The sequence below is a fragment of the Urechidicola sp. KH5 genome (assembly GCF_054661455.1).
Genome location: NZ_BAAFSW010000001.1, coordinates 102,267 through 115,783 on the forward strand (window position 1 = coordinate 102,267; position 13,517 = coordinate 115,783).

Genomic DNA, 13,517 nt, shown 5'->3' on the forward strand with positions numbered 1-13,517 from the left:
CAAAACAGTGAAAATAGCACTTTTAGGATACGGAAGAATGGGCAAAGCAATTGAGAAAATTGCTATTGATAGAGGACATGAAATAGTGTTGACCATTGATGAGAATTCAAAAGATTACGATATAAAAGAAGCTGATATCGCCATTGATTTTAGTATACCAAATGTTGCTTTTGATAATATTACCAACTGTTTTAAAAATGGCGTTCCTGTGGTATCTGGAACAACAGGTTGGTTAGAAAGATATAATGAGGCCGTTTCAATTTGCAACGAAAATAATGGTGCTTTTATCTCTGCAACTAATTTTAGTTTGGGCGTAAATATCTTTTTTGAGTTAAATGCATATTTAGCAAAAATGATGGCCAATTTAGAAGACTATAAGGTGCGTATGGAAGAAATTCATCACACCAAAAAGTTAGATGAACCAAGCGGTACTGCCATTACTTTGGCCGAAGGTATTATTGCAAATTCTAACAAAGAATCTTGGGCTTTAGGTGTAACAAATAGCATTAGCGAAATACCAATAGTTGCAAAACGAATTCCAGAGGTACCTGGTACACATAGCATTTCATACGAATCTGCTATAGACACCATAGATATCAAACATACTGCACACAACCGTCAAGGTTTTGCGTTAGGAGCAGTAGTTGCTGCTGAGTGGTTGGTAGACAAAAAAGGTATTTACGGAATGAAAGACGTTTTAGGACTTTAAAATATTAGACACATGACATTTACAGAATGGTTTATCATTTTTTTAATCATCCAAGCAATACACTTTTTAGGTACTTGGAAACTCTATATTAAAGCCGGAAGAAAAGCTTGGGAAGCTGCAGTGCCAGTATACAATGCAGTAGTTTTATTAAAAATTATGAATCGCCCGTGGTGGTGGACCATCTTATTGTTTATCCCCATTGTAAACCTTTTAATGTTCCCAATTCTTTGGATTGAAACAATTAGAAGTTTTGGTAGAAACTCAAGACCAGATACAATTCTTGTGCTATTAACCTTAGGGTTCTACATTTTTTATGTGAATTATGCTACAGATGTAACTTACGTAGAAAATAGAAGTTTAAAACCGCGTTCTGCTTTGGGTGATTGGGTTAGCTCTATTGCTTTTGCAATTATTGCAGCAACTTTGGTGCACACCTATTTTATGAGGCCTTATACCATACCTACATCTTCTTTAGAAAAGACTTTGTTAATTGGTGATTATCTTTTTGTAAGTAAGTTTCATTATGGGGCTCGTGTTCCTATGACTCCTATTGCGTTGCCTATGGTGCATGACAGCATGCCTTCTATCAAGATACCATTTACAGGTATCAGAACACCTTCGTTTTCATCGCATGTAAAATCGGTACAATCACCGTATATGCGATTACCGGGTATTCAAAAAATTAAGCGAAACGAGATTGTAGTGTTCAATTGGCCTGCTGATACCTTAAAAACGATGTGGGGTGATAATTCTGGTGAGTATACGTATAAGCCTATCGATAAAAAAACAAACTATGTAAAGCGCTGCGTTGCAATTGCAGGCGATAGCCTTCAAATTATAAACGGTAAAATTTTTATAAACGGAAAGCAAACCGTTTTACCAGATAGAGCTAAACCTCAATACCATTATACTGTAACTACAAAAAGCGCTATCAATCAGCGATTTTTAGATCGCTACAATATCCGAGAAGGAGGTCAAATTTCTGAAAATAAATTTATCTTCACTATAACCGAGGAAGAAGCGAGAAGATTGGCTAAAAATTCTGTTGTTACAGCCATTGAACGCAAAAATATACCAAATGGTTCGTACGACAGAAGTGTATTCCCGCATAGTCCAAAATATCCTTGGAGCGTTGACAATTTTGGTCCTATTTATATTCCTGAAGAAGGTGCAACAGTAGCTATTAATGAAGCGACCATTCCTTTCTACGGACATATCATTAAAGAATACGAACATCTACAAAATGTAGATGTTACAGATACTAGTATTACCATTGATGGCACACCTATTACTGAATATACGTTTAGTCAAGACTATTATTGGATGATGGGAGATAATCGTCATAACTCACTAGATGCTCGAAGTTATGGTTATACACCGTTTGACCATGTGGTAGGAAAACCTGTATTTATTTGGATGAGCTGGGAGAATGGAAAACCTAGATGGGAGCGTTTCTTTACAACTGTGCATGGTAGTGGCGAACCAGTTTCTTACCTACTGTATTTTGTGATTGCCTTAATAGGTTATTTCGTTTGGTCTAAATTCTTTAGAAAAAAGAACCCTGCTAAAAACTAAGCATGCTCTTTATACCTACATATTTTGCTCCAATTGCTCAATATGTTGCAATCATGCAACAACCTTCTATTGTTTTTGAAGTTGAAGATAATTTTCAAAAACAAACCTATAGAAACCGTTGCTTGATTTATGGTGCGAATGGCAAGCTACAATTAAATGTACCTATTAAACACACGCACAAAGGTGGTCGTCAAAAGTCCAAAGACATTCAAATAAAATATAGTGAGCATTGGCAAAAGCTCCATTTTAAATCTATGCAATCTGCGTATCGTTCATCGCCCTATTTTGAGTTTTATGAAGATGACTTGCAAACTATATTTGAGAAAAAACATACGTTTCTTCACGATTTAAATTTTGAAACACATGCGTTTATTATGGATGCAATGCAAGAGGAAATTCCGTTTGTAAGAACAGAAAAGTACGATGTTTCTCCTAGTATAAAAGACAATCGTTCTTTGGCAATTGCAAAAGGCAAGCGTATTTTTGATTTTAAACCCTATGTACAAGTATTTGACGACAAGTATGGGTTTATACCAAACTTAAGTATTCTTGATTTGTTGTTTATGGAAGGGCCTAATACCAGTATGTATTTAGCAGCTCAAAAGATTTAAAGTTTCGTAATTAAGTCTCCTGTTTTTACAGTTCCAGATTTTACAACCTTTAGATTCACACCTCTTAAGTTAAGTGCTTTTCCTTCTTTAGAGTTCACAAATTTCATTGCATCTAAACCAAATCGCTCCACAAATTTTTTGCAACCTAAATGCGGAATTTCAGTTCGCTCAAGAATCGCAGAACCCAAAGCCAATTGTGTACCTGGAGGAATATTATCTTCGCTCAAATCAAAATCTACGTAAAATTGATCTCCTGCTAATTTCCAACGCTCTTTAGATTGTGCAATTAAACTGATAATTCTAGCATTCATCATGTTTATTTGCATATCAGGATGCCCGAAACCATCAGTAGTTCTGGAGCTACCTCTGGTTTTCCAATTATCTCCTACTACCCCAAGCTCAACATCTAATTGAGCCTCTTTCAACACTTCTCGCTTATTCTCTTCTGGTCTACAAATTATCAATTCAATCTTACCAGACTCTTTAGGCGATTGTTTAATGTGTTCTAAACCATTTGTAATTTGTTCTGTTGAAAGATGCTCCATACTGTTATCTAATTAGTTTCTTGTATTTAATACGTTGTGGCATTACATCACCTAAACGCTTTCTTTTGTTCTCTTCATACTCAGAGAAACTACCTTCGAAGTAATACACTTGAGATTCACCTTCAAAAGCCAAAATATGCGTACAAATTCTATCTAAAAACCATCTATCATGCGAAATAACAACCGCACAACCAGCAAAGTTTTCTAATCCTTCTTCTAAAGCTCTCAACGTATTTACATCTAAATCGTTGGTAGGCTCATCTAATAACAATACGTTACCTTCTTCTTTTAGGGTCATTGCCAAATGCAATCTATTTCGTTCACCACCTGATAAGGTACTTACCTTTTTATTTTGTTCAGATCCTGCAAAATTAAATCGACTTAAATATGCTCTTGAATTTACCATTTTACCACCCATCATAACCAAGTCTTGACCATCTGAAAAGTTCTCCCAAATTGATTTATCTGGATCTATATTACTATGACTTTGATCTACATAAGCGATTTTAGCAGTATCTCCTACTGTAAAACTACCTTTATCAGGAGTCTCTTCGCCCATAATCATTTTAAACATGGTTGTTTTACCCGCACCATTTGGTCCGATAATTCCAACAATACCATTTGGTGGTAAACTAAAATTTAAATCTTCATAGAGCAATCGGTCATCAAAACCTTTTGACACCCCAGAGGCATCAATTACGTTGTTACCTAAACGAGGACCGTTTGGAATATAGATTTCTAACTTCTCTTCTACTTGTTTCTGATCTTGGTTTAATAACTTATCGTAGTTAGCCAAACGCGCTTTTGATTTTGCTTGTCGCCCTTTGGCACCTTGGCGTACCCACTCTAACTCTCGCTCTAAAGTTTTTTGACGCTTAGAAGCTGTCTTTTCTTCCTGTGCTAAACGCTTTCCTTTCTGTTCTAACCAAGAAGAATAATTACCTTTCCAAGGAATACCTTCTCCTCTATCCAATTCTAAAATCCATCCGGCTACATTGTCTAAGAAATAACGATCGTGCGTTACGGCAATAACAGTTCCCTTGTATTGTGCTAAATGCTGCTCTAACCAATGTACAGATTCTGCATCGAGGTGGTTTGTAGGCTCATCCAGTAATAATACGTCTGGTTGTTGTAATAATAGTCTACACAAAGCCACACGACGACGCTCACCACCAGACAATACTTTTATTGGTGTATCACCTTCAGGAGTTCTAAGCGCATCCATTGCTATCTCTAATTTGGTATCAAGTTCCCAAGCTCCAAGCGCGTCAATTTTATCTTGTAGGGCCGCTTGTTGGTTCATAAGCTTCTCCATCTTATCAGGATCAGAGTAAACTTTTTCCAAACCAAACATGTCATTAATTTTATTGTACTCATCAAGTACTGCAACCGTTTCTGCCACCCCTTCTTTAACAATATCCATTACGGTCTTGTCTTCATCTAATTTTGGCTCTTGAGGCAAATAACCAACTGAGTAATCTTGACTAAAAACTACATCTCCTTGAAAGTTCTTTTCAATTCCAGCGATAATCTTCATTAAAGTAGATTTACCAGAACCATTTAAACCTAGAATTCCAATTTTCGCTCCATAAAAGAAACTTAAGTGAATGTCTTTTAAAACTTGTTTATTGGCTCCAGGATACGTCTTGCTTACGCGCGACATTGAGAAGATGATTTTCTTATCGTCTGACATGTTTTATGATTTAATTATTGAACTACAAATATCGCCATTTTCCATAAAAAAAGCACCGGATTCGGTGCTTGTTTCTTTAATCGGCTAAAAAGCCCATTTTACCCATTTGGTAATCTCGAAGTGCTTCTAGTATTTCTGTCTGAGTATTCATTACATACGGACCATACTGAGCAACTGGCTCTTTAAGCGGCGTACCAGATAATACCAAGAAATTCGCGTCTCCTTTGGCAGTCACTTTCAAGGTAGTACCATCTTGATTAAACGTAAGCATTTGCGTTGCTCCTTTCTTCATAAGATGTTCATCATTTACTAATAACTCTCCATCTAATAAATAAATTAAAGTTTCATGATTCTCTACAATAGAAATTTCCATACTATCAGATCCAGAAGCAACCCCCATTAGAACATTCACGTCTGTTTGGGTTTTAATCTTACCTTGTTTACCATTTAAATTACCAGCGACTACTTTTATAGAAATAGTACCTTCTTCATTAGTAACTTCTTCCATAGCCTCAGATTTGATATGCTGATAATTAGGAGTCATCATTTTTTTATCCTTAGGCAAGTTCAACCATAATTGAATACCCTCTAGTTCTCCACCTTCTTGCACCCATTCTTTTCGTGGTCCTTCAGCATGTATAATACCTCGTCCCGCTGTGGTCCATTGTACATCTCCTGCCTTAACAACAGACTCGTTACCTAAAGAATCGCGATGCAATTGTTCACCTTTATACAATAATGTAATAGGTTCAAATCCTCTATGAGGATGTGGCCCTAAATCAAATGGATTATTAAAGGGACCAATAGCATAGGGTCCGTAGTGGTGTAATAGTATAAATGGGTCAAATGTTGATACCTGTAGCGAAGGAAGCGGTTGTCTTAATCGCACTGGCCCCATGCTTACCATAGGGCTTCCTCCTATTTGCTTCACTGTTTTCATTTCAATTATATTTAATTTCAATTACTGATTTCTTTTTATTTTCCATGGAAAATATGTGGTTAAAAAAATGCTAACGCATTTTATCTAATAAACTATTCAAAGTTTGTGCTTCGTCTTCAGATAATCGGTCCCAAAGACTTGTATTCTCACTAGTTCTAATCTGTTCTAACAATTCCAAACCTTCGGATTTAATTTCAACATAAACCACACGCCTATCGTGTTCGCAATTGTATCTTCTTATTAAATCTTTGGCGCATAATTTATCCATCATTCTGGTTGCATTAGGCGCACGCTCTATCATGCGTTCTTTTATTGTTTGAACTTTTAAAGGCTCTCCCGCACCTCTTAAAATTCTTAAGATATTGTATTGCTGAGGAGAAATACCAAACGGTTTAAAATGCTCTGTCTGCTGACTGCTAATCCAATTGGAAGTGTAAATAATATTCAACATTGCTTTAACACGTTCATTCGGAAATTTTGAATTAATGTCTTTGGCGAAATCTCCCATACTATCCTTTAAAATCAATATTCATATGTGCTCCATCGCAATACGGTTTGTTTTGAGATGCACCACATCTGCAAAAAGCAGTGGTTTTATTTTTTGTTTCTACATTGCCTTTAGTATCTTTTACTTCTAGCGTTCCATATACCAACAACGGTCCGTTCGGTAATACTTCTACCTTTGTTTCTAAACTGTGCGACACCGTTCCTTTTTCTGTTGCCAATTCATACGACAAAGCCCCAGAAGGACATTTTTCTACTTGCGCAATAATTCGTTTTTCGGTAGCTCCATCAAGATTTATCCAAGGTCTATTATTTGGATTAAACACTTGAATTAAATCTTTCCAGCAATGCTTAGCATGAATACACGTATTCGGTTTCCATACTATTGATAAATCGTCCTTAGTATATCTTTTTACAATTTCTTTATTCGTTTCCAAAGCAATTTTTGTGTTTTATAAAGCTGCTGATAACTTATCGGCTGCTTCTTTTAATTGATTATTAAGAGTTTCATCAGAAACTGCACCATCACTAAAATTATCAAAAAAACTAGGTAATGAAAGAGATGCTATAATATTACCTCCTCTGTATGGAAAACCTGCAACAGCAGAAGCCAATACACTAGCGCCACCTCTTGGTCCAGGTGATGTACTTAGTAAAAGCATTGGTTTATCTCTAAACACTTTTCCTTCAACTCTAGAAACCCAATCAAAAATATTTTTGAATGCCGTTGAAAAACTTCCATTGTGCTCAGCTAAAGAAAGTACGATACCATCAGCTCCTTCTATTTTATCACTAAATGCCTGAACATTAGCTGGAAACCCTGCTTCGTTTTCTAAATCAAAACCATATAATGGTAATGGATAATCATTTAAGTCTAAAACTTCAACCTCAGCATTTCCAACTAAGCTCGCTGCATAGCTTGCTAATTGTTTGTTGATTGATGCTTTACTATTCGATCCGCCAAAGGCAATAATTTTTTTCATTTGTTATGCTTTAATCTTGTTATATAAAATATACGATGTTACTAATAATACGATGGCCATTACTGCTCCCATTTGCTCTCCATCACCAATCATATAATGTGCAAAAAAGGCCAAAATAAATTCGAAGAAAAATGCTGAATATGCCCACTCCTTGATTGTTTTCCATGGACCCCATAGTGCAATAACTCCTAGAATTTTAGCTACAGCCAACGGGTAAATTATATATGTTGGGTATCCAAAACTGATAAACATTTCTTGAACCGCAGCGTTGTTAAACAAGTACATTCCTGCACTAAAAAACATCAACAAGCTCAATAAACCGGTGGCTACATAATAACCTATTTTCATTCCTTTCATAATTTTGTTAGTTTAAGATTCGAGTACAAAGGTAGTACAAATAATTTTATTTTCCAAGGAATATATTTCCAAGTAATCTATTTAGTTCTTCTCTTAGTTATTTTGTACTTTAGCCTTCGTAAAAAAATGAAAAAACTCTATGGATTTAAACTTCAATAAAAACGAAGACTTCAATAAGCTACAAGTTAGCGATTTACGCAAAAGATTAGCTAAAATTCATAAAGGCGGTGGAGAAAAACGCATTGCCAAACAGCATGAAAAAGGAAAACTAACAGCAAGAGAACGTATTGCCTTCTTACTTGATAAAGAAAAACCACAAGTAGAGGTTGGAGCTTTTGTTGGCGATGGTATGTACCAAGAACACGGCGGCTGCCCCTCTGGAGGTGTTGTTGTGAAAATAGGCTATATTAAAGGAAAGCAATGTATTGTAGTAGCTAATGATGCCACAGTTAAAGCTGGTGCTTGGTTTCCTATTACTGCCAAAAAGAATTTAAGAGCCCAAGAGATTGCTATTGAAAATAAACTACCTATTATTTATTTAGTTGATAGTGCCGGCGTGTATCTTCCAATGCAGGATGAAATATTCCCTGATAAAGAGCATTTTGGACGTATATTTAGAAACAATGCGATTATGAGCAGCATGGGCATTACTCAGATTGCCTGTGTGATGGGAAGCTGTGTTGCAGGTGGTGCCTACTTACCTATTATGAGTGACGAAGCTATTATTGTTGATAAAACTGCAAGTATCTTTTTAGCAGGTAGCTATTTAGTAAAAGCGGCTATTGGCGAAACGATTGATAATGAAACTTTAGGAGGGGCTACAACGCACTGTGAAATTAGTGGGGTAACGGATTACAAAGCATCTGATGATAAAGATGCATTGACTAAAATTCAGAATATTGTTGATAAAATTGGTGATACAGAAAATGCTGGATTTAACAGAATTGAAGCGGCGAATCCAAAAGAAACAGAAGCGGATATTTACGGTATCTTACCTAGAACAAGAACTGACCAATATGATATGAAAGAAATTATCAAGCGTATGGTTGATAATTCTGAATTTGAAGAATATAAAGAAGGTTATGGCCAAACTATTATTTGTGCTTATGCGCGCATTGATGGTTGGGCTGTTGGAATTGTTGCAAATCAAAGATTGGTAGTTAAGAATGCTAAAAAAGAAATGCAATTTGGTGGTGTTATCTATTCTGATTCTGCAGATAAGGCTACTCGATTTATTGCCAATTGTAATCAAAAGAAAATTCCGTTAGTGTTTTTACAGGATGTAACTGGATTTATGGTTGGTAGCAAGTCTGAGCACGGAGGCATCATTAAAGATGGGGCTAAAATGGTAAATGCGGTTAGTAATTCGGTGGTACCGAAATTTACGGTCGTTGTCGGAAATTCTTACGGAGCAGGTAATTATGCCATGTGTGGCAAAGCGTATGACCCAAGACTTATGATTGCATGGCCTTCTGCACGATTAGCAGTTATGGGCGGTGCGCAAGCAGCAAAGGTGTTATTACAAATTGAAACTGCTACTTTAAAGAAACAAGGTGAAACTATTTCTGCAGAAAAAGAAAAAGAATTGTTAGAAACCATTGAATCGCGTTATGATGCGCAAACATCTCCATATTATGCCGCATCGAGATTATGGACGGATGCAGTGATTGATCCACTAGAAACACGAACGTGGATTAGTATGGGTATTGAGGCTGCAAATCAGGCGCCAATTGAAAAGCAATTTAATTTAGGAGTGATTCAAGTTTAACTTGTACAGGTTTAGAAAAAATTAGAAATTTAGCCCCTTAATAAAATAGAGTACTTAGAAATGGGAAGAGCATTTGAATTTAGAAAAGCACGAAAAATGAAACGTTGGTCAGCAATGGCCAAAACTTTTACAAGAATTGGAAAAGATATTGTGATGGCCGTTAAAGAAGGTGGCCCAAATCCTGATACCAACTCTCGATTGCGTGCGGTAATTCAAAATGCGAAGGCAGCCAATATGCCTAAAGACAATGTTGAACGTGCCATAAAAAAGGCGTCAGATAAAGATACAGCTAACTATAAAGAAACATTGTTTGAAGGTTACGCGCCTCATGGTATTGCAGTAGTCGTTGAAACTGCTACAGATAATAACAATAGAACAGTGGCTAATGTAAGAGCGGCTTTTAACAAATGTGAAGGAAATTTAGGGACTTCAGGTTCGGTTGTATTTATGTTTGATCATACGTGTAACTTTAGAATAAAAGCTGAGGACATACAAATGGATCTTGAAGAGTTTGAACTAGAAATGATTGATTTCGATGTAGAAGAAGTATTTGAAGACGAAGATGGAGTATTAGTATATGCACCATTTGAACAATTTGGAGCAATTCAAAGTTATCTTGAAGATAACAATATGGAAATTTTATCTTCAGGTTTTGAACGTATTCCTACAACAACTACTAAATTGAGTGAAGAACAACAAGTGGATGTTGAAAAACTATTAGAAAAATTAGAAGACGATGATGATGTGCAAAATGTATATCACTCAATGGAATTATAAAAAAAGCCCCGCTTAAGCGGGGCTTTTTTGTTATTGGTATGATTTTACCAATCGTATAAACTCTGCTCTGTAACCATCTTCATCATCTCCTCTGCCTGCTTCGGCCAGTGCAACAACGTCATCTAAACTAGATTTCTTTGCATACTCAGATTTTCTTATTTGCATTCCGAATAATGCTACGGCACTCGCAAATTCAAAATCATCTGACATTGGAGTTAAATCTTCTTTATGCCCTACAGTTTCAACAATCTCTCTACTTTTATCACCATCTGGCTTTTTATATCTGAATTTAACTGTCAATAACTCTTCACTATCAGAAGTCACAATATTTTTTGTGTATTTCAGTCCATCTACTTTTTTCAAATACTTACTCTTCACTCCTACCGGTATAATTTCATATAATGCTGTAACCGAATGACCACTTCCTAATTCTCCTGCATCTTTAGCATCATCAATAAAGTCCTCTGCAGCTAACATTCTATTTTCATAACCAATTAACCTATAGGCTTGCACATAGTTTGGATTAAACTCTACCTGAATTTTCACATCTTTAGCAATGGTATATAAAGTACCTCCAAACTCTTGCCCCAATACTTTCTGAGCTTCTAGTTTTGAATCTATGTATGCATGATTACCGTTTCCTTTGTCTGCTAAGGTTTCTAATTTTGAATCTTTGTAGTTACCCATACCAAAGCCTAATACAGTTAAAAAGACACCAGATTCTCTTTTCTCTTCAATCAATTCTGTCATAGCTTTATCACTAGAAGCTCCAACATTAAAATCACCATCTGTAGCCAAAATAACTCTGTTATTTCCTCCTTTAATAAATTGCTCTTGTGCAATTTTATATGCCAACTCAATTCCAGCACCTCCAGCTGTTGAACCACCAGCTTCCAATTTGTTTAATGCTTCCAAAATTTTCTGTTTATCATCTCCAGAGGTAGGTGGCAATACTAATCCTGCTGCTCCGGCATAAACAACAATTGATACTTTATCTTCATTTCTCAACTGATTTACCAATAACTTAAAACTAGATTTTAATAGAGGTAGCTTGTTATAATCGCTCATTGATCCTGAAACATCTAATAAAAACACCAAGTTAGAAGCAGGAATATCTTCGGTAGGAATTTCTTTACCCTGTACACCTATCTTTAACAATTGATGTTGCTCATTCCAAGGGCAAGTGCCTACTTCTGTTTGAATGGCAAACGGATGTTTATCTTTAGGTTGTGCATAGTTATACTTAAAGTAATTCACCATTTCTTCAATTTTAACTGCATCTTCTGGAATAGTAGTTCCATTATTAATCATTCTTCTAATATTGCTATATCCTGCCTTATCTACATCAATAGAAAATGTGGAAAGTGGATTGGCATGTGGCGCTTTAAATCCAGGTTCATCAATATCTGCATAGGATTCATTTGGTGATACTTGATTATAATTGTAACTTGGAGATTGCATTACGCTATAATTTTTTACAGACGATACTCCTCTAATTCGCACTCCTGCAATACTACCCGCTAAAGATTCTTTTCTCATTGCTCCATACCCAACTACAACCACTTCGTCAAGTTCATCAGCATCCTCTTGCAATTCAACGTCTATAACCTTACTATTTTTCTTGACTTTAACTTTTTTGGTTTTAAAACCAATAAAAGAGAATTCTAACCAATCGCCAACATCTGCTTTAACTATGTAATTTCCATCAAAATCAGTCTGTACCCCGAGATTTGATCCTTTAATAGTAATTTGTACCCCAGGCAAAGGCGAACTTCCATCAGTTACTATTCCTGTAATGGTTAATTTGTTAGCATAACTTATTTGACATACCAATAAGAATGCGAATAGATAGGTTGCTGTTTTCATAGTTTCTAAAAATTTGATTTACTCAAAACTATGATGCACCTTAAAACTATACCAATACCAATTAGTAAAGTGGTTTAAATTATAAGTGAAGTACTCTTATGAATGAGGCAGTCTTTTTAAAGTAAGTGTACGCTGAATTTTATTGGTAGGTGTTCTCAACAAAAGTGGGACAAAAAATATTTCTTTAGGCTTCTCATACTTATCTAACACTGATGCTATTTTTTCCGACATCTTTGCGACATCGCCTTTACCCTCAATGATTAACACCAGCTTCTCTCCTAATGTATTATCTGGTATTCCCGCTACAAAGAAGTCTACTTTAATTACTTTGGCTAATTTGTTTTCAATCAACTCCGGATGCAATTTCACTCCACCAGAATTAATCACATTGTCATATCTGCCCAACCAATCAAAATGTGTATTTGAAAGTAGTTTTACTACATCATTGGTAATAATTGTATGATCGGCTATATATGGCGCATCGACAACCAAACAGTTGCGCTTGTCTTGATACACCCAGATACCAGGTAATGTTTTATAGTGAGGCTCCGAATCGATTTCATTAAATTGATTTAATTTTTTGGCAGCAATATGGGTAACCGTTTCGGTCATACCATAGGTTGCGTAACATTTAGTCTCTAGCTTTTGCAATTCGTCTATTAAATCTTGCGAAACAACTCCACCTCCAATAATTAACTTTTTAACCTTAGGCAAGTCACTTAAACTATTTCTAACCTGAAGCGGAACCATAGCACTGAAATCATAGGATTCACGCACTCCTTTTAAAGGCGTACTACTAGGATCAACTATATCTAAATCCCAACCTTGGGTTAAGGCACGTACCAACATCATTTTACCTGCTATATAATTAATATTTAAGCACAGTAAGGCTTTAGTTGCTTGAGTTAGTTGAAAATGAGAAGCCGTTGCTCTTGCAGAATTGAGCATGTATCGTTTTTCAATATGAACCTTTTTAGGTGCACCTGTAGAACCAGATGTTTTTACTTTGATGGTTCTAGAATCATCAAACAATTCATCTAAAAAATCAAAGACATCATCATTAAAACTTTTAGCATACAACAAAAGCTCTTTTTTATTTGAAAAAGAAACTTTGTTTAATTTAAATGAAGGATGTACAGAAATGCTCATATACAAAGATGCAAAAATTTTATGGCATACAGCTTGTAAG

At 35.7% G+C, this 13,517-nt stretch carries 14 protein-coding genes; 5 read left to right on the plus strand and 9 right to left on the minus strand.

The genetic code is table 11. From position 1 onward, the window contains the following. The first annotated feature begins 7 nt into the window (after positions 1-7). The 3 genes from dapB to ACYQ5R_RS00500 are packed head-to-tail and all read left to right on the plus strand — an operon-like array spanning position 8 to position 2,895. Complete coding sequence (gene dapB, locus ACYQ5R_RS00490; RefSeq protein WP_460188937.1) at positions 8-709, plus strand: 4-hydroxy-tetrahydrodipicolinate reductase; 702 nt, start codon at positions 8-10, stop codon at positions 707-709. Between the two features lie 12 nt (positions 710-721). Beyond that, a complete protein-coding gene (lepB, locus tag ACYQ5R_RS00495; protein WP_460188938.1) occupies positions 722-2,284 on the plus strand; it encodes a signal peptidase I in 1,563 nt (520 codons plus the stop codon). A gap of 2 nt (positions 2,285-2,286) precedes the next feature. Next, on the plus strand, positions 2,287-2,895 hold the full coding sequence (locus ACYQ5R_RS00500; RefSeq protein ID WP_460188939.1) for a WbqC family protein: 609 nt from the start codon (positions 2,287-2,289) through the stop codon (positions 2,893-2,895). On the opposite strand, the gene ACYQ5R_RS00505 is transcribed toward ACYQ5R_RS00500, so the two are convergent. The 7 genes from ACYQ5R_RS00505 to ACYQ5R_RS00535 all read right to left on the minus strand — a co-directional run bounded on the left by ACYQ5R_RS00505 (position 2,892) and on the right by ACYQ5R_RS00535 (position 7,917). Further along, positions 2,892-3,440 (minus strand): hypothetical protein, encoded by a 549-nt coding sequence (locus tag ACYQ5R_RS00505; protein ID WP_460188940.1) that lies wholly within the window; start codon positions 3,438-3,440, stop codon positions 2,892-2,894. The genes ACYQ5R_RS00500 and ACYQ5R_RS00505 overlap by 4 nt on opposite strands. Before the next feature lie 4 nt (positions 3,441-3,444). Continuing rightward, on the minus strand, positions 3,445-5,133 hold the full coding sequence (gene ettA, locus ACYQ5R_RS00510; RefSeq protein WP_460188941.1) for an energy-dependent translational throttle protein EttA: 1,689 nt from the start codon (positions 5,131-5,133) through the stop codon (positions 3,445-3,447). A gap of 76 nt (positions 5,134-5,209) precedes the next feature. Continuing rightward, entirely contained in the window at positions 5,210-6,073 is an 864-nt protein-coding gene (locus tag ACYQ5R_RS00515) for a pirin family protein (protein WP_460188942.1), read from the minus strand. Positions 6,074-6,143: 70 nt separating this feature from the next. Continuing rightward, entirely contained in the window at positions 6,144-6,581 is a 438-nt protein-coding gene (locus ACYQ5R_RS00520; RefSeq protein WP_460188943.1) for a MarR family winged helix-turn-helix transcriptional regulator, read from the minus strand. A gap of 1 nt (position 6,582) precedes the next feature. Next, positions 6,583-7,014 carry a (4Fe-4S)-binding protein gene (locus tag ACYQ5R_RS00525; RefSeq protein ID WP_460188944.1) on the minus strand — a complete coding sequence of 144 codons (432 nt, stop codon included), beginning with the start codon at positions 7,012-7,014 and terminating at the stop codon, positions 6,583-6,585. A 15-nt stretch (positions 7,015-7,029) separates the two neighbouring features. Beyond that, positions 7,030-7,560, minus strand: coding sequence for an NADPH-dependent FMN reductase (locus ACYQ5R_RS00530; protein ID WP_460188945.1), 531 nt, complete (start codon positions 7,558-7,560; stop codon positions 7,030-7,032). A 3-nt stretch (positions 7,561-7,563) separates the two neighbouring features. Beyond that, complete coding sequence (locus ACYQ5R_RS00535) at positions 7,564-7,917, minus strand: DoxX family protein (protein WP_460188946.1); 354 nt, start codon at positions 7,915-7,917, stop codon at positions 7,564-7,566. Between the two features lie 139 nt (positions 7,918-8,056). Between ACYQ5R_RS00535 and ACYQ5R_RS00540 the strand changes: the two genes are divergently transcribed. Continuing rightward, positions 8,057-9,685 carry an acyl-CoA carboxylase subunit beta gene (locus tag ACYQ5R_RS00540; RefSeq protein ID WP_460188947.1) on the plus strand — a complete coding sequence of 543 codons (1,629 nt, stop codon included), beginning with the start codon at positions 8,057-8,059 and terminating at the stop codon, positions 9,683-9,685. Between the two features lie 60 nt (positions 9,686-9,745). Further along, the gene (locus ACYQ5R_RS00545; protein ID WP_460188948.1) at positions 9,746-10,462 is read left to right on the plus strand and encodes a YebC/PmpR family DNA-binding transcriptional regulator; all 717 of its coding nucleotides are present in this window, start codon (positions 9,746-9,748) and stop codon (positions 10,460-10,462) included. Between the two features lie 30 nt (positions 10,463-10,492). Here the strand turns inward: ACYQ5R_RS00545 and ACYQ5R_RS00550 are convergent, their stop codons facing one another. Beyond that, positions 10,493-12,328 (minus strand): vWA domain-containing protein, encoded by a 1,836-nt coding sequence (locus tag ACYQ5R_RS00550; RefSeq protein ID WP_460188949.1) that lies wholly within the window; start codon positions 12,326-12,328, stop codon positions 10,493-10,495. A 96-nt stretch (positions 12,329-12,424) separates the two neighbouring features. Continuing rightward, a complete protein-coding gene (locus ACYQ5R_RS00555; RefSeq protein WP_460188950.1) occupies positions 12,425-13,477 on the minus strand; it encodes an AMP-binding protein in 1,053 nt (350 codons plus the stop codon). Positions 13,478-13,517 lie beyond the last annotated feature (40 nt).